Below are 18,569 nucleotides of genomic sequence, written 5' to 3' on the forward strand. Positions count from 1 at the left end.
ACAATACAATAAATTAATAATCATTTGGCAAATTCTACAAAATATATAAATATTAAATTTTGGATAAACACCTTTAGCAAGATTATCTTATTTGATTAAAAACATCATTAACAATACATAAAAAAGTTAATTAGTTTATTTGATAATTTCAGCTTTTATGTTTGTTGTTAATAATATACAAGATAACAAACTTTAGCCAAGAACAATATTAATTAGATTTTAGTCTGAAATGTTTTTATAAGTTTTGTAAATTGTGAGCATATTAGGTTAAATAAGTTTAATCTATAGTGTTAGAATTTATTTATATATAAAAATGGGGAAACATATTATGAAAAAGAAATTTAAAGCATTCGCGGTTTTAGTACCGTCATTTTTGTCTATACCTACACTACTTGTAGCATGCCAAAAACAAGAAGACAAAAAACAACCACAAACTGAAAATGCACAAATACAATCACAAAACACAAATCAAACAAATATAAATAATAAACATCAAAATGAAGATAATTCAAATTCAAATGAATTATCACAAATAAACACTAAAGATTCTCAATCTGAGCAAAAAAGCGACGAAGAATCAGTAGTAGTTGTTGAAGAAACTAAAAATGATCAGCAAAATACACAAACTCAAGATTTAGATCAAGAAACAAGTAAATTAAACCCAAAAAATGAATCAAATAACCAAACAAACATAGATGAAGAAAATGAAAAAACACAAGTTTCTCTCGAAGAACAAGACACTTCACAAGAGTTAGAAATTAACCAAAAACAAGAATCAAGCGATGAAGAACATTCTCAAGAGTCTCAAACTCAAAATGATGTTGCTAATTTGTCAGATCAAAAAGAAAATCAAGATATTGACGAAACTCAAATTAAACCAAATGAAAAAAATGAACAAAGCAATCCTGATTCTCAAGAACAACTTAACGCTAATGATTCTGAAAAACAAGAGTCACAAAATACAAATCAACCAATTACAGATGAAGAATTTTCGAATAATAAAGAAAAAGAACAAAATATTGATTCTTCAACAAAAGAAGATGAATTAAAAGAAAGTGAAAATTCACAAAACAGCGATACAAATTCAAATGAAGACAATTTGAATTTAGAAGAGAAGAAAGATAGTGAAACTGAAAAAGATAACAAAATTACACAAAAAGAAGAAGTTAATGATCAAACAGATTTAAAAGAAAATAATCAAGATTCACAAAAAGATGATTTTTCAGAACAAATAACTAAAGAAAACGAACAAAATGTTGGTTCTTCAACAAAAGAAAATGAATTAAAAGAAAAGGAAAGTTCGCAAGATAACCAACAAGAAAATAATTCACAAACACAAATTCATTCTCCAGCAGAAGAATCTCAACAAAACAACAATACAAATTCCAGTGAAGATAATTTGAGTTTAGAAGAAAATAAAGATGGCGAAACTGAAAAAGATAACAAAATTACACAAAAAGATGATTTTTCAGAAGAAGTAACTAATGAAGACAAAAATCAAAATAATCTAGAATCACAAATATCAACATCTGAAAATGAAAAACCATTAATAACTGATTCACAATTAGATTCGGAAAATCAATCAGTTTCAGATGCCGATGAAATTAGCGTACAAAACCAAGAAAATACAAATATAAATGACGAACAAACTAATAAAAGCACTGAGCCAAATGATCTAAATGCAAAAGATGGGTCTGTTAGTGATCAAAGTAGTGAATCAGATGAAGATTCTAATGATAAAGTTACACAAGAAAAAGACTTGAAAACAGATACAAAAGATGTTTCTAGTTCATCTTCTGAAGAACAAAACCAAGAGCAAAACTATCAAACACAAAGTGATAATTCATCACAAGGATCAAATCAAAATTCAAACAATAATATTCAAGAAAATGTAATAAGTTCATTAAAAAACCAAAAATATAAAGAAATAGAGAATAAACTTTTAGCGGAAGTTAAAGAACAAAAAATTGACTGAGTAGATCGAAAGTTAAGATCTAAATTAGATAAATACGGAAGACAAACTAACCCAGCTGATGATATTGTTCCTGAAGAGCAAAAAGCGCCCGAAGGTTTTGATTATGGATCTATTCCATTACCTAAAAAAAGAGACGAATTTATAACATCTGATGATTTAAAAAGAATGATTGATTTTATGATCAATTCTGGTTTAGCAGTCGATTATCAATTTGGTGACAGAAGAATAGATTCGAATTTAGCTGCTAAAGCATATTCTGAATGATTAAGAGAGCAGTGAAAATATAATATATTCTTTTCAACTGCGAACGTTAGTTTACAATTTTTCATGAGAAGTAGAGACAACTATCAACCGTTTGTCGAAAACCAAGATACAACTTTATCACAAATTCACAGCGCTTTATTTGCGACCAACTGAGTTGGTAACACAATTCAAAAAACAAAAATGAGACAATATTTTACCGAAGCTTTTGAATTGATTAAACCAGGTATGAGTGATGTAGAAAAAGCTTTTGTTCTTTATAGACACACAGCTCAGTGAATTGATTATTCTTTATCAAAAGTTTTAACTTCAATTGAAAACACAATTGACTACCACAAAGGTGTGTGTGCTCATTATGCAACACTATATGGGATGTTACTTGCTATTGTAGGAATTGATTCTATGCCTGTTTTAACTGGAGGAGATAAAGGGGTAGAACAACATATAGTTGTATATATTAATTTACAACTACCTGGAACTGATAAAAAAATGTTTTATGCATCAGATGCAACATGGGCTAAGAAATTTGATTTTAGTGGAGATAATAAACTAACTAAAGTTCCTTTATCAACTTCAAATCAACTACAAATGAATTATGATAACTTCCTTTTACCTACTGGTGCAAGTTTTGATAAGCCAACAGTAGCAACACAATTTCACTACGGAATGTTCCATGGTGCAAAATATGACCAACTTTTTAATGCGCAAAACGAAAATAATTTAATTGCCGTTTCTAAAAGACATGATTCAAGATTTTCTGAAACTTATGAACCTAACACACCTTTTGATGTATGAAAAAATGGATTTATGTATCTTTATGAAACAGATAAAAGAGATCCTAACACACCTTTTGACAAGCGCTCAAGTTTTGAGTATTATAATGGTTACTTTTATTCATTAAGAAATGTCGGAAGATATGACAATAATAAAGAGAGATTAAATTTTTCAAGTGTACTTTCTAAAACTCAAATAGCCTCAAATAAAGATATAGACATTGATTTAGCTGATATTTTTAAAGATTGAACAATCTTAGAAAAAGTAATTTCTTCTTCAAGTAAAAAAAGTTATGCAACAGGTAATAATTTATACCCAATGCTAGCTTCATATAAAAATAAATTTATTTTTATTGGTAATAATTCAGCTTATAAATATGAAACATCCGGACCAAATATTGAATTATATTTAGTGGAATTCAAAAAAGATGGAACATATTCAGATCCTATTACTGTTACTATACCTAATTCAGTTACAAAGAAAATTTCTAACTACTTTGTAAGAGGCGGTAAAATTTATTATAACTTTGAAAACAGCGTTGAAAACCACTTGCTAGTTTTAGATGAAAACATTCAAAAATGATTTGAAAGTAATAGTGAAGATGAATTTATAGTTAATGAACTATTACAAAAAACATACTTTTATTTCTCTCAAATTTCAACTTTTATTTCAGGTAATGATTATGATCAAATTCCTTCAGATGAAAAAGATAATTGATATAACATAATAACTTTAATTCAAAATAAAATCCAAAAAAACCAAATTAATGCCGAAGAAGCTAAAGAGTTAATTGATTATTTAAATTACAAAATGCAAACAACACTCGAAAGCACCTTAAACAAGAAACACATATTGCCTATTTCTTTACCACCAAAAGAAGTTATTATTTCTAAATCTAGATTTGATGAATATGGAACCCACATTCCTTTTACATATAGAAATGCAAACTCTTCAGTTATTTTCCCTCAAACACAAAATGTTTATATGGATGTTTTAGTATCTGATGAGCAAAAAGGTAAATATGAACAAATAGCAACTAATATTGATCCTAGTTTATATCGTTTAAACAAAGATATTATTAGTTCAAGCAAATGAATTAAAGTAAGAGTTAAAAACATTAATGATATCCCAGAAAACAATGATCAATATTTTGAAAGTACACCATTTTACTTAAATCTAACTTCATCTGAAGCTCAAATGCACCCAACCTTAAAAATTTATTTTGATAGAGAAGATAGAACAAGTAATTACAACAATAAAGATAATAAAATAGATTCTAAAAATGTTTCAATTTCACTTGAATATAATCAATCACTAAACACAAAACTTTATTTTGTTTCAGCTTCAACAAAAAAAGTGTCACAATTAGATTTAAATAATGTTGAACATCTTCAAAATTTAGGATTACCAAATGAAAATAATAGAGGTATTTATGTTTTAGTTGGTGAACAAAATTTTGAAAATAGAACAATTAAGCATTTTTCTGACTTTAAATATGTGTATTCATACGATGATTTAAACGAAAAAAGTCGAAGTGATTTATACTTTGAACTATCACAAATTTTGAAAGAATATGTTGAAAACAACTAAAATACAGCGTTAAAAATTTACAAATAAAAAACTGAACCACAAAAGGATTCAGTTTTTTTGTTATTGTTGTAGACTTTTTTGATAATTAATAACTTCCGCTGCACAATCATCAATAACTTTTTCAACATCATCAAAGCTATTTAACATACATCCGCTAGCGTTATCGTGTCCGCCACCGTTTCATTTTAGGGCAACATTTCTAACTATTGGTCCATTAGATCTAAATTCTACTCTAATTCTTCCATCTTCCTCTTCGGTAAATTGTACTCAAATAGGATAACCTATAATGTTAGCAATAGAATTTACTCTTATTGAGCTTTGAGGTGTTTTGTTAAAACGTTTTGTGTTTTCGATGTCATTTTGAATGTAAGCAACTCCGTCACGTTTTTTAAGAGTACTCATTAATCAGGCGTTGTATTCAATATCATCCATTGACACCAATGACATATTTTTGTGGAATCAAGCTGCTTCAAGACCATTTTCGTATAAATGAGCCACTAATTTAAAAGTTCTGGCGCTTGTTTTAGCAAATAAAAATCTACCTGAATCTGTAAAAATTCCTAAGTAAAGTAAAACAGCACTTCTTTTAGTTATTTTTCAGTTATTAACAAAAGCTAATTGCGCAATCATCTCATCAGCAGCTATATAATCGCTATCGACTCATCTTGTGCACTTGTTTAAATCATCGTCATTTGGATGATGATCTATTCTTAAAGTTTCAGCAAAAATATTTTTATCTAAAGCTTCTCTGCACTCGATTCTATCTTTGAAGTTAGCATCAACAATAACTGCAAGTGATTTTTTTAGAATTTCATCACTAGGCATTGGATCGTGTTGTAAATCTAAAAATGAAAAATTTCCTTTAGCATCTCCAACAGCATAAACTTTTTTATTTGGGTAATTATCTAAAAGTAATTGTTTAAGCGCAAATTGGCTTCCTAAACAATCCCCATCAGGGCGAATGTGATGAAAAATAACGATTGAATCATATTTTTCAAGTAATTGTGTTGCCACTTGTTCATTATTAATTAACATGTTTTACCTTCGTTTTGTTTTGTTTCATTATTTTTGTTGTAGTCATAATTTTTAGCAAATTCAACTAATGTGGCAACTAAGCAACCTGTAGGTTCACCTTTTTTATCAGCTGTAAAAGCCACATCACAGTGAATGTAGTCAGTGTTGTTGGTGAATTCGTTTAAAAACATTGCTGCTGCGTTAGAATCACTCCCTGAAGATGATGAGTAATTAAGTAAATCTGCCACTTTAGATGAAGTGTTGCCTTTGTTAAATTCTTTATGCATTGGCATTCTTCAAACTTTTTCACCTGCTTTTTTAGCGCTTTTAGAAAATGTTTCAAAGTGATCATCTTTAGTAGATCACACCCCAGTATAAACATTTCCTAGTGCATAACTTAAAGATCCTGTTAAAGTAGCCACATCAACTAATAATGTTGAATTTAAAAATTTAGAAGCATAAAATAGTCCATCAGCTAAAACTAATCTTCCTTCAGCATCAGTATCTGTTACTTCAACATATTTACCACTTAATGATTGGTACACATTTTCAGGTAAAGAAGCATCACCATCTAATCTGTTGTCAGTAATCATCATTACAGCTACAGCATTAACTTTTGCGTCTATAAGTGCTAATGTTTTAAGTGCGTAAGCACATATTACGCTACCTGACATATCGAATTTCATACCCTCCATGTGGTATCCTTTAGTGTTAACCCCACCAGTATCAAAAGTAATTCCTTTTCCTACAAACGCTATTTTTTCTTTTGAATCAGGTTTGTTATTTAATTCAATTACAACCACTCTAGGCTCGTGTGTACTTCCTTTATTTACAGATAAAAGTAAATTCATTCCCATTTCTCTAATTTGTGCTTTTGTTAAAACATTGACTTTTAAATTAGGGATATTTTTAAAATCATCAACGATTTTTTCTGCCAACATTTCACTGTTGCAGTAGTTTTCTGGCATTATTTGTAAGTTTCTTGTATCATTAACAGCCTTAGCAATAATATTTAACTCTTCAACAAAATTAGCTGTTTTTGAGTCAAAATCAGCTAAAAATAATTCAAGTTTATTTTCTTTTTCTTCTTCATTGTTTTCTTGATTTGCTTGTTTATAGTGTAATTGGAATAATTTTGCTTTTGAATAAACTATTCTTGAAACTAACAATCTTAAAACTTCTTCTAAATTAATGTTTTGTCTAACAAAACTTTGAACATCAATAGATCAATCACGATTGTGTTTAGAAGCTAAAGTATCAATACTTTCGAATAAACCATCATAATTACTGTGTTTTTCATCTATATAAAAATATGTTACATTTTCTTCAAATAATTCAGTTAAAGCACCTTGTTTTTTGTTCAAAATTTTAGGTAAATTTGAATCAAAATAAACTGCTTTTAGCTGAGTATAATTACTTTTTTGACTTAATTGAATTTTCATTATTTTTCTCCTTTAAATATTCATCTATAGCCACATTAGCGCTTTTTCTATATGCTCTAATCAATCCTGAAGCACCTAATTTTACACCACCAAAATACCTAATTACAACAACCAAAACATTTTTAATATTTTTAATTTGAATTAAGTCAAAAATTGGCATTCCGGCAGTATTTTTAGGCTCGCCATCATCATCATAACCACCGTTTAAATTTTTATATTGATCTTCTAAAACATAAGCACTACAAATGTGCCTTGCTTTTTTGTATTCCTTTCTTAAATTAGCGATGATTTGATTAATTTGATCTTTATTTTGTACTTCATAAACATAGCTGATAAATGTTGATTTTTTTATAACTATTTCATGCATTTTTAAAAATTATAATACATTTAAAAATAATCTCAATTTATATTTTATCGCGACAAAAACATGACTCTTTGGTATTAAAAACAAAGATATAATTTAATATATTCAAACTGTTTATACTAAAAATAAACTGTAGTTTTTTGATAATTTGTAAATTAAAAATATAGTTATTTAATAGCTAAAATAAAAAATTATTTTATAATAAAAACACTATGCCAAGACCAGAAAACATCATTGATAAATCACAAAATTTCGTGGGTGTTGCACAAGTGCATCCGCAAGAGTTTTGAATTGGATTTTCTTTTGTTACAATAGCTATAATTTGTTTATTTGTAGCTGTTTTTTTCTTATACAAAAAACAACAAAAAACAAATAAACAAGGTTTTATTTTTGAAAATCAAGTAAGAAAAAATGTAAAAGAAATCGCTAAAGCCAATAAATCTTTTTATTTAGAAGGAACAAAATATAACATTGACGGTCAATTATGCGAGGTTGATGATTTAATAGTAACTGAATATGGAATGATTGTTTTGGAGTACAAAAGTTATTTTGGACACGTTAGTGGTGATAGTTACGAGAAAATGTATTTGTCATCTAAAAAAACAAAACAAAAAGTAATAACTAACTTTATTCTACAAAATGAAAAACATATTGATCACTTTAGTAAATTAGTAAGAAGAAGAATTAAAAATGATACTGACTTTAATCGTAAAGATTTTTTTGCCTCAGTTATTGTTTTGGGTGGTGATAGCACTTTTGATGTACATAATGTGCCATCTCATGTGTTTTTAGCTAATGAGCAAAATTTAGAAGAAAAAATTCAACAAGCTTATAAATATTTAAAAGCAACATCTTTAAAAATCGAAGATGTTAAAAATTTTGCTTCAATGATTAGAACTCACGAGGCTTCAACCATCAACGAAAAAAAGACTTTTTTAAAAATGATTAAAGCTAAATAGTTAACCAATATGGTTAGCTATTTATTATTTAAATGCAAATAAATGTTTTTATTTTATTAATAGGAGAAAAAATGGATAATCAAGTAATTAAAAATTTAGCAAATGAATTGAATTTACAAGAAAATCAAATAATTAAAACTTTAGAAATGTTAGAAGAAGGAAGTACAGTTGCCTTTATTTCAAGATATAGAAAAGAAATAACAAATGGTTTAGATGAAGAAACAATTAATGAAATAGCAAAATCATATAAGTATAATTTAGAATTATCAAAAAGAAAAGAAGCTATTATCGAAATCCTTAAAGAAAGAGATTTATTAAACGATGATTTACTTGAAAAAATAAACTCAACTAAAAAGAAAAATGATTTAGAAGCCATTTATGAACCATTTAAAATTGGTAAAAAAACTAAAGCCTCAGAAGCTATAAATTTAGGTTTAGAACCTTTAGCTAAGATCATTTTTACATCTAAAAATCGTAATATTAATATAAAACAAGAAGCTAAAAAATTTGTTAACGATAAAGTTAAAGATGAACAATTCGCCATTGAACAAGCTTTATTTATTGTTTCTCAGTGATTGTCTCAAAACGTTAATATTAGAGAATATGTTTTAGATCAGTTTAATAATTATGGACAAATAGTTACAAAGCTTAAGAAAAACGCTGAGGATCCTAATCAAGTTTTTAAGAATTATTATGATTTTAAAATACCAGTTAAATTTATTCAAGATTTTAAAGTGATGGCAATTAATAGAGCTATCAATTTAAAAATTATTGATTTTAAAATTGATATAAATGTCGAAATAATAAAGAAAAATCTTTCATACAATTATGCTAAAAATCCAGCATTAAGAGAACTTAATAATTTAGCGATTGAAGACAGTTTAAAAAGACTTATTTTACCTTCTATTGAAAGAGAAGTTTTTAGTAATCTTTTTGAAAGAGCTGAATTGAAATCAATTGAATTATTTGCCAAAAATATTGAAAATGTTTTAATGGCACCAGCTGTCAAAAACAAAAAAGTTTTAGCAGTGGATCCAGCTTATGTTCATGGTTGCAAATTAGCATATTTAGATGAAAAAGGTAATCTTTTAAAAACTGATATTTTTTACCCCAATCCACCTTTAAACAAAACTAAGGAAGCTTATGAAATTTTAAAAAATATCATTTTGAATAACCAAGTTGATGTAATTGTTGTGGGAAATGGAACTGCTTCAAACGAAACTATTAAATTTATTAAAAAATCTTTAGAAAAATTAAATATCGAAAACATAAGTGTTGAAATGGTTAGCGAAGTAGGAGCAAGTGTTTATTCAGCCAGTGAAATAGCAGCTAGGGAGTTTCCGGATTTAAGTGTAGAGATGAGATCAGCTATAAACATAGGTAGAAAGTTTATTGATCCGTTAAATGAAATTGTTAAAATTGATCCTAAATCAATAGGTGTGGGTCAATATCAACACGATTTAAACCAAAAGCAACTTTCAGAAGCGTTAGATTTTAAGGTTATTAAGGTAGTTAATGCTGTAGGAATTAATTTAAATACAGCTACAAAAGAAATTTTAACTTACGTTTCTGGTTTATCAGAAAAAACAGCTCAAAATATTATTGATTATCGCCAGGAAATAAAAACATACACAAATAGAAAACAACTTTTAAAAGTTAAAGGTTTAGGTGCAAAAACATTTGAGCAGGCGGTGGGATTTTTAAGAATTTTTGATAGTGAAGAGTTTTTAGATAAAACTAATATTCACCCAGAAAGCTACGAGTTAGCAAAACAAATAATGAAAGACTATTCTTACGATATTAATACAAATAAATTCAAAATAGAATTGCCTAATGTTGATGAATTAACTAAAGAATACAATTCTAACAATTATTTAATTGATTTAATTATAGAAGCGTTGCAAAACCCCACAAAAGATATAAGGGATACTAAAAAAGGATTTAAATTATCTAATATCAGCGACATAGAAGACTTAAAAATAGATGAATGTTATTATGGTCGAATTCAAAATATTACAGATTTTGGTGTTTTTATTTTTATCGGAATAAAAGATAGTGTTTTTGTGCATTTATCAAACATTAAAAATACCAATATTAACGAATTAGCTATAAATACAGACGTTAAGGTAAAAATAATTAGCATTGACAAAGAATTAAAAAGAATTTCAGGAGAATTATAATTTTGAAAAAAACAAACAGAACAACTACAAAAAACAAAAAAAATAAAAAAATAATAAAAAGTATTGTTTCAACAGGATTATCTTTAATTATTTTATCAACAGCAGCTACTGGAGGAATATACGCTTATAAAAACGGTTATTTTAATAAAAATAATGCTGCTGATATAGTATCGACAAAAATCACTTATAAAGACAACAATTATTTAAACGTAGTTCACTGAAACATACTTAATTACGGTGGTAAAACTTCGAATAAAGAAGGTTTAAAAACGCAAGCTATAAGCAAAATATTAGCAAGTACAAACGCTGAAGTTATCGGGCTTACAGAAATTAACTACAATGATTTTAATAAAGTCAACAGAATTGTTGATGTGCTAAACCAAATGAGTAAAAGAGAATATAAATTCACAGTCCAAAGTCAAAAAGATGCTGTAAGTAAATTATTTCCCAATTCCAAAGAAGTTGTTGCTATTATTTATGACTCTAATGTGTTGGATTTAGTTGATAATTCAACATACCAAAATCAAATAACACTTGAAAACAATCAAAAAAGTGAATTAGTTAGACCTTTTTACACTTCCACTTTCAAAATCAAAAATACACAAATACAATTTAGTACTGTTTTTGGTCATTTAGACAGTCCAGGTTTTGATGTTCCTAAGAAAGATATTCCGGCCAAAGAAGCTAAAAGCCAATGAAGTGAACAAGGTGTTCAAGAAGTTGCAGAAGCTAAAGAAATTTCAAACGCATTACTATATTTAAAGAAAAAATTCCCAAATAATGCTGCTTACTTATTTGGCGGTGACACAAATATAATGACTAAAAACCACTTAAAATTAGCTAATTATATTCGTTCAAGTTCTAATGATTTAATAAAAGATTACTTTGAATATAATCAAAATAATGTTAAAGAAACTTCCTTATCAAGAACAAAAAATAATTATTCAAACGCTTACGATAAATGATTTTTCATAAATAATAATTCAGATTTTCAATTCCTTACTTACACAAAAGCTTTAAAAGAAGTTGAAAACGCATTACCTTTTAGATATGATTTATGGAACCTTTTTGAAGATAAAGAAATGGATTTTTCTAGAGATGTGGCTAAAAAACTTTATTTACAAAAAGAAGACGCCAAGGAAAATCCTAGTGATGTAAATTTAATTAGAGACGGAATTAGTGATCATACTTTAATTAATATTTATAGCAATTATAAAATAACTAAAAGATCTGAAAATAAATAAAAATAGTATTAATTTTGTTTATTTCTAATCGTTTTATTTATAATTATTAGCATGAAAAAAGAATACGAATTATTAATTCAAGATGAAGTCAGAGTTATTTCACTTTTAGCAAACACATCAGCTTTTATAATGGAAAAAGTAAAGGACTTAAATTGAGTTGGATTTTATACAGCCGATAATAACGTTTTATATTTAAACGCTTTTCAAGGTAAAGTGGCATGTAGTGTTATTCCTTTTGAAAGAGGAGTTTGTGGTAAAGCTGCAACAACTCAAAAGGTAATTAACGTCCCTGATGTTCATAAATTTGATGATCATATAGCTTGTGATTCAGCTTCAAATAGCGAATTAGTTATACCATTGGTACACCAAGGTATAACATACGCGCTTTTAGATATTGATTCACCTAAATTAAATAGATTTGATAAAAATTTAGAGCAAGAATTGGTTGAAATTGTTCAAATTTTGTATAAAAAAATCGATTCTTTAATCACAGCAAAAGATAAGTTGTGAAATAATTAAAAATACCTTAAATTAAAAGGGTGTTTTTTACTTTATTTTTAAACAAAAACAAGTAAAATATAGTTGTATTAAATAACGATACGTTTTTTAATATTTTATTGTTGTTATTCAATAAAGATTAACAATTTAAGGAGTGTTATGTCATTAACAGTTTTAAAAACTAAAAAAGTTATTTTTGCTTTTGCTGTTGTAATTGCTGGTTTGTCTGTAACTAGTGCAATTTTAGTTCCATCATTAATGAGTGTTAAGAACAAAAAGAATGCTGAAGAGTTAAAAGCTAAGAACCAAGAAAATGAAGAATTAAAAGAACAAAAAAATCAATTAGATTCTGAAAAAAATGCTTTAGAAAATGAAAAAAATACTTTAACAAAAGATAAAGAAGCTCTTTCAGATAAAATTACACAATTAGAAAACCAAATTAACGACTTAAACGAAGATAAAAAAGCAAAAGACAAAGCTTTAGAAGATGCAACAAATGTCAACAAAACAAATGAAGCCAAAATTTCTGATTTAGAGTCAGCGCTAGCAAGCGAAAAAGAAAAATCTGCTAATTTAGAAGATCAACTTAAAGAAGCTGAGAAAAACGCTTTAAATGCGATGACAGAAAAATCAAATATCGAAAATCAATTATCTAACCTTCAAAAAGAGTATGATGTTTTAGTTAAAAACGCTCAAGATGCTTCAAAACTTCAAGAAGAAAAAGATAAACTTCAAGCACAAGTAGAAGAATTACAAAGAAACTTAACATACTACTTACTTCAAATTTATTCATTAGAAAAAGAATTAGAAAAAGCTCAAGCGCCTAAGGCTGAAGAAGATGTAGAAGCTCAACAACCTTCACAAGATGAAGTTGATGGTGATTCTCAAGATTCAGAACCTTCTCACACAGAAGAAGCTGCAGAAGCTGGAGAAGATCAAATGGGTCCAGAAGTTAGTTCAGAAGAAGGTGCACCAGCTGAAGGTGTTCAAGAGGATTCAGAGGCACCAACTACAACAACCTCAAACACAGTAAGTGGCGACGACTCACAAGAAAATCCACAATCATAATAAATTTTCATTTTAAATGATAATAATGTTTATAATTCCAGCTTTGGCTGGTTTTATATTAAGGTTGATAAAAAACAGATGATTTACTCATCTGTTTTTTTATTTAAATAAATATAAATTATCATTAATAAGTTTTGAATAATCCTTGTTAAAAACAATAATAGCTAAAGCCTCGGGTCCAGTGTGAATAGATACAACACTTGGTAACAATACATCCATAGCATCTTTATTATAGGTATTTTTAATATATTCTAAGTAATTTTTAACATCTTCATTTTTAGAGTGAGGAATCAATATTGTATTAGAATTTTGGCTGATTAAATCTTTTTTAGAGTCGATAGTATTTAAAAATGTTTTGTTAAAAATTCTACCTTTTGTTTCTTTTAACAATTCTCCATTTTCAAATTTAATAACAGGAACAATTTTTAATAATTTGGCAATTGTTGCAGCTGTAGGGTGTAATCTACCACCCTTTACTAGAAAATCATTATACTTAGGAACTAAAGAAACAGAATAATTAACACCATTCTCCATAATATCAATAGCTTCTTTTATATCCATACCTTGGTTAATATTTTGCTCAAACTCTAACAGATCAATTGTAATTAGCTGAACAATTTTTTTAGAAGCGATCACGTGTAGATTAGGGTATTGGTTTTCCAATAATTTTAATGATTGATACTGCCCAGAAAGATATTGACTTATAGGGTAAATAATAATTTCGTCATATTGATCTTTTATTTGATCTAATAATGAAATAACTTCACCTAATTTTGTACTAGATGTTTTGGCTTGAGTAGAATCCTTATTAAAAATATCAAAAATATTTTCTGAATTTATATTGATTCCATCATCATATAATTGATTATCAATTTCTAAGTGTAAAGGTAAAAAATATCAACCCTTTTTTTGCGCTTTTTCTTTGGTTAATCCAGTTGATGAGTCTACAATAATTGCTATTTTTTTCATGTGATAATTTTAACACATATTTAAACTATGAAGATATTTTTTTAAAGTACAAAAGCCATTAATATTAATCATATTTTAACTTTAATATATAATAGTAATTATGATTATTACATTTAAATTAGATGAAAATTTTAAAGATTCTTTGATGGCTGTTTTTAATCCATCAATCCAAACAAAAAACTACCTTAAAAAAGGAGATTTTACTGTTTATTTTGACGATAAAAATAATGTCAATAGTGTCTTGGTAAATAACTATAATAACTATTTTAAAGATATTAAAAGAAATTACCAATCTCTAAATAACTCAGATAAGCAAGTTTTATTAGAAGTAATTAAAAATAATTTTAGTGATCTTATATTCAACGATACTAATAAGTTTATATATGGGAAAATTATTAAGCGTGCACCACATCCTAAAAGTGATAAATTATTTGTTATTGATTTATTAACAAACAAAGATACCAACACAAGTGTACAATTGGTTACAAACACTTTAGATTCATTAGAGGGAAGAGTGGTTGTTTTTAGTCAAATTAACTCTATTACAGCTTCTTCGTTAGTTGTTTTAGATGGTGAGGTGATGTCAGTTAAAAGTCCAGGGATGCTAGTTGGTTATAATTCTATGGGTTATCCAGAAAAAGATGGTTTAATTTTTGGTGATGATTCACAAATAGGACAAGAATTTAAGTTTGTTTAAAGAGGAAAATATGCAAAAAAATATACTTGAAGATTTTAGAAAAAGAGGAATACTAAAACAAATTTCAAACGAAGATAAATTTAATAACCTAAAACCAAATTCTGGTGTTTATATTGGTTTTGATCCAACTGCACAAAGTTTACACTTAGGTAATTACATCCAAATAGTAAATCTTTTACGTTTTAAAAGTTATGGTTTTAAAGTTTATGCTGTTTTAGGTGGAGCTACTGGAATGATTGGTGATCCTTCTTTTAAAGATTCAGAAAGAAAATTATTAGATAATCAAACAATTTTAAACAACAAAAAACATATTAAACAACAACTAGAAAAATTTGGATTAGAAGTCATTGACAATTATGACTTTTATAAAAATACAACCTTTTTAGATTTTTTAAGAGATGCTGGTAAATTAGTTAATATTTCATATATGTTAGCTAAAGATTCTATTAGCAAAAGAATTAATAGTGGTTTAAGTTTTACTGAATTTACATACACATTAATTCAAGGTTGAGATTTTTTAACTCTTTATAAAAATTATGGTGTGCAAGTTCAATTTGGTGGTAGCGACCAGTGAGGTAATATCACTACAGGTTTAGATATGATATCTAAAGTTGAGGGCGATAAACATACTGCTGTGGCAGGAACTTTTAATTTACTTACAGATGAAAACGGTAATAAATTTGGTAAATCTACTGGTGGCGGTAGTTTATGATTAGACAAAAACATGAATTCACCTTACAATCTTTACCAATTTTTACTTAATCAAAGTGATGCTAAAGTTGAAGAATTATTAAAGTGACTAACACTTCTTTCTTTAGAAGAGATTGAACAGACAATGCAACAACACAATTTAAATCCTTCTTTAAGAGTTGCTCAAAAAAAATTAGCTTTTGAAGTTGTTAAAGATGTACACGATAAAAAAGAAGCAACCAAAGCTTTTAATATTTCGCAGATTTTATTTAATAAAAAATTCGATATATATTCTTTAAGTTTGCAAGAGCTAGAAGAATTAAAAGACAATTTAAAATTTTTACAATGACCAAAACAACATAACATTGTTGAACTTTTGATTAGTAATCAAATTGTCAAAAGTAAAAGAGAAGTTAGAGAATTTATAGCAACACAAGCATTAAAATTGAATGACTTACCTATAGATGAATCAACACTATTGACAACAGATAAGTTTGAAAACAAATATGCAATCCTTAAAAAAGGAAAAAAAGATATTTTTGTTATTGAGCTTATATAAAAAATAAACAATAAAATTGAGGTAGATAAATGTATTTAAAACACCGTGATGGAACTCTTGAAGTTATAACAGGACCAATGTTTGCTGGTAAAAGCGAAGAATTAATAAAGAGAATCAAAACACTTTCAATTGCTAAGATGAGGATATTAGTGCTTAAACCTCATTTTGACAACCGTTTTGGGATCGATAATATTGTTAGCAGAAATGGTGAAAAAATTAAAGCGCACAATATTAAAGATTCAGATGATATTTATCAAGTTTTTGATGATTCATATGATGTTGTAGCTATTGACGAAGTTCACTTTTTTGATGAAAAAATTATTCAAGCGATTGAATATATGGTTAATAAAAACAAAAGAGTTATCGTTAGTGGTCTTGATATGGATTTTTTAAAAAGACCTTTTGGTATTATGCCTCAAATTTTATCTATTGCTGATGAAGTATCGAAATTAAAGGCTGTGTGCGTTGTTTGTCACTCAGCAGCCGGTTATAGTTTTAGAAAATTCGAATCATTGGAATTAAATGTTCTAGGTGATAAAGAATACGAAGCCAGATGCAGACACTGCCATGATATTGGAATGAAATTTATAGATAATAAAAATTAAAAATAAAAACAAAGATTTAAATTAAAAATATTAAAATTATTAATATTATTTATTTACAAGTTACAAGAATATTTATATTACTTCTTACTTGTTTAGGAGAAAAAAATGATTAAACAATTACACAAAAATTTTTCTGAAAACACAATGAAATTAAAAGCTGTTTTTAAAGGTGATGAATATCCAAAAACAGTTGTTGAAAAAAACGGTGCTATTACAGAATATTTTGATCAAAATTTAGCTTTAGTTTATATGGGTGAAAAATCAAAATTAGATTTTGATTCAGTTTCAAATTTTGCTAAAGCTTTAGCAAAAAGAAATTTAAGAGATTTAGATGTTGATTTAGACACTTTTAACGTTGAAAACTTATGTTTTTGTGAAGTTGTTAAAGCTTTTGTTTTAGCAATTAACTACGAAAGAGCGACTTTATACTCAGCAAAAACATCTAAAAAAGACGAAGAATTTGCGATTAATTTAGTAACTACAAATGAATCTGAAAAAGTAATGCAAGCTTTTAATGAAGCTTTAATTTTATCTGAGTCAGTTAATTTTGCTAGAGAATTACAAGTGACACCTCCAAATATTTGCAACAGCGAGTATTTGGCTGATGTGGTTGCAAAAGATTTAGCTAAATATGACAATTTAAAAGTTACTGTTTTAAATAAAAAAGATATTGAAGACTTAAAAATGGGATTACTTTTATCTGTTAACAGAGGAAGTATGTATGAACCTAGAGTTGTAGTAATAGAATATAACGGTGATCCAGAATCAAATGAAAAAACTGTATATGTAGGAAAAGGAATTACATTTGACTCAGGAGGATACAACATCAAAACAGGTAGAAGCATGTTAGGTATGAAATTTGACATGTCAGGTAGTGCTATTGTTGCGTGTGCACTTAAATCTATAGCTCAATTAAAACCAAAAGCTAATGTTGCTGCTGTTATGTGTATTACAGATAATAGAGTAAATGGTGACGCTTCATTACCAGATACAGTATGATACAGTATGAATGGTAAGAGTGTTGAAATTAACAACACAGACGCTGAAGGTAGATTAGTTATGGCTGATGGTTTAACATACGCTGTAAGAAATCTTAAAGCAACACGTTTAGTTGATGTAGCGACTTTAACTGGAGCTATTTTAGTAGCTTTAGGTTCAGTATTTACAGGAACTTGAGCAACTACAGAAAAAGCTTGAGAAGATGTTTCAAAAGCCGCTAAAACACAACATGAATTATTATGAAGAATGCCTTTAGATGAAGCTTTTGCAAAAGAAATTAGAAACTCAGTTGTTGCTGATTTAAAAAATACAGACTTGAGCGGAAATGGTGGAGGTTCAAGCAGCGCTTCTATGTTCTTAAAAGAATTTACAGAAGGTGTTGAATACATTCACTTAGATATTGCTGGGACAGCAGAACAAGGTGGAAGACCAACTGGAGTTATGGTAAAAACACTAACACAGTTAGCTTTAAATAAATAATTCAAAAAATAACTGGAAAAAAATACCAATTTCTATTCCATTTTTGCAGGCAAAAAATTAAAAAAACACATAAAAAGCGGCTTAAAAGTCGCTTTTTATTTTTCTGGTATGTTTACATATGGAAATATAACGCATATTCATTTTTTTAACTTATAATAATTATGTTAATGTTTTTACAGTTAACAAAAAATAGGAGATCTT

General features: G+C 27.4%; 14 protein-coding genes. 10 read left to right on the forward strand and 4 right to left on the reverse strand.

Going from position 1 to position 18,569, the window contains the following annotated elements; translation table 4 throughout:
• Nucleotides 1–328: 328 nt before the first annotated feature.
• On the forward strand, nucleotides 329–4,600 hold the full coding sequence (locus V2E24_RS00830) for a hypothetical protein (protein ID WP_330500532.1): 4,272 nt from the start codon (nucleotides 329–331) through the stop codon (nucleotides 4,598–4,600).
• Nucleotides 4,601–4,660: 60 nt separating this feature from the next.
• Here V2E24_RS00830 and V2E24_RS00835 read toward each other — a convergent pair whose 3' ends face one another.
• From V2E24_RS00835 to V2E24_RS00845, 3 genes are read right to left on the reverse strand one after another with little or no spacing between them, the layout of a single operon-like run.
• The gene (locus V2E24_RS00835; RefSeq protein ID WP_330500533.1) at nucleotides 4,661–5,635 is read right to left on the reverse strand and encodes a DHH family phosphoesterase; all 975 of its coding nucleotides are present in this window, start codon (nucleotides 5,633–5,635) and stop codon (nucleotides 4,661–4,663) included.
• Entirely contained in the window at nucleotides 5,629–7,059 is a 1,431-nt protein-coding gene (locus V2E24_RS00840) for a M17 family metallopeptidase (RefSeq protein WP_407940488.1), read from the reverse strand. The genes V2E24_RS00835 and V2E24_RS00840 overlap by 7 nt, the downstream gene beginning before the upstream one ends.
• On the reverse strand, nucleotides 7,028–7,423 hold the full coding sequence (locus V2E24_RS00845; protein WP_330500535.1) for an IMPACT family protein: 396 nt from the start codon (nucleotides 7,421–7,423) through the stop codon (nucleotides 7,028–7,030). Before V2E24_RS00845 ends, V2E24_RS00840 begins: the two co-directional genes overlap by 32 nt.
• 209 nt (nucleotides 7,424–7,632) lie before the next feature.
• On the opposite strand from V2E24_RS00845, the gene V2E24_RS00850 reads away from it, so the two are divergent.
• The 5 genes from V2E24_RS00850 to V2E24_RS00870 all read left to right on the forward strand — a co-directional run bounded on the left by V2E24_RS00850 (nucleotide 7,633) and on the right by V2E24_RS00870 (nucleotide 13,369).
• Nucleotides 7,633–8,379, forward strand: coding sequence for a nuclease-related domain-containing protein (locus tag V2E24_RS00850; protein ID WP_330500536.1), 747 nt, complete (start codon nucleotides 7,633–7,635; stop codon nucleotides 8,377–8,379).
• 71 nt (nucleotides 8,380–8,450) lie between these two features.
• A complete protein-coding gene (locus tag V2E24_RS00855; RefSeq protein WP_330500537.1) occupies nucleotides 8,451–10,559 on the forward strand; it encodes a helix-hairpin-helix domain-containing protein in 2,109 nt (702 codons plus the stop codon).
• Between the two features lie 2 nt (nucleotides 10,560–10,561).
• Nucleotides 10,562–11,803 (forward strand): MnuA family membrane nuclease, encoded by a 1,242-nt coding sequence (locus V2E24_RS00860; RefSeq protein ID WP_330500538.1) that lies wholly within the window; start codon nucleotides 10,562–10,564, stop codon nucleotides 11,801–11,803.
• A 51-nt stretch (nucleotides 11,804–11,854) separates the two neighbouring features.
• A complete protein-coding gene (locus V2E24_RS00865; protein WP_330500539.1) occupies nucleotides 11,855–12,322 on the forward strand; it encodes a GAF domain-containing protein in 468 nt (155 codons plus the stop codon).
• 138 nt (nucleotides 12,323–12,460) lie between these two features.
• A complete protein-coding gene (locus tag V2E24_RS00870) occupies nucleotides 12,461–13,369 on the forward strand; it encodes a hypothetical protein (protein WP_330500540.1) in 909 nt (302 codons plus the stop codon).
• Nucleotides 13,370–13,468: 99 nt separating this feature from the next.
• On the opposite strand, the gene V2E24_RS00875 is transcribed toward V2E24_RS00870, so the two are convergent.
• Nucleotides 13,469–14,338 carry a DegV family protein gene (locus V2E24_RS00875; protein ID WP_330500541.1) on the reverse strand — a complete coding sequence of 290 codons (870 nt, stop codon included), beginning with the start codon at nucleotides 14,336–14,338 and terminating at the stop codon, nucleotides 13,469–13,471.
• 100 nt (nucleotides 14,339–14,438) lie between these two features.
• Between V2E24_RS00875 and tapR the strand changes: the two genes are divergently transcribed.
• The 4 genes from tapR (at nucleotide 14,439) to V2E24_RS00895 (ending at nucleotide 18,368) form a co-directional block, all read left to right on the forward strand.
• A complete protein-coding gene (gene tapR / locus V2E24_RS00880) occupies nucleotides 14,439–15,035 on the forward strand; it encodes a TyrS-associated PheT N-terminal domain-related protein TapR (protein WP_330500542.1) in 597 nt (198 codons plus the stop codon).
• A gap of 10 nt (nucleotides 15,036–15,045) precedes the next feature.
• Complete coding sequence (tyrS, locus tag V2E24_RS00885; protein ID WP_330500543.1) at nucleotides 15,046–16,284, forward strand: tyrosine--tRNA ligase; 1,239 nt, start codon at nucleotides 15,046–15,048, stop codon at nucleotides 16,282–16,284.
• Nucleotides 16,285–16,313: 29 nt separating this feature from the next.
• Nucleotides 16,314–16,889 carry a thymidine kinase gene (locus tag V2E24_RS00890; protein ID WP_330500544.1) on the forward strand — a complete coding sequence of 192 codons (576 nt, stop codon included), beginning with the start codon at nucleotides 16,314–16,316 and terminating at the stop codon, nucleotides 16,887–16,889.
• 105 nt (nucleotides 16,890–16,994) lie between these two features.
• On the forward strand, nucleotides 16,995–18,368 hold the full coding sequence (locus V2E24_RS00895; RefSeq protein ID WP_330500545.1) for a leucyl aminopeptidase family protein: 1,374 nt from the start codon (nucleotides 16,995–16,997) through the stop codon (nucleotides 18,366–18,368).
• The last annotated feature ends 201 nt before the right edge of the window (nucleotides 18,369–18,569 follow it).

The sequence above is a fragment of the Mycoplasmopsis ciconiae genome (assembly GCF_036350065.1).
Taxonomy (GTDB): domain Bacteria; phylum Bacillota_I; class Bacilli_A; order Mycoplasmatales; family Metamycoplasmataceae; genus Mycoplasmopsis; species Mycoplasmopsis ciconiae.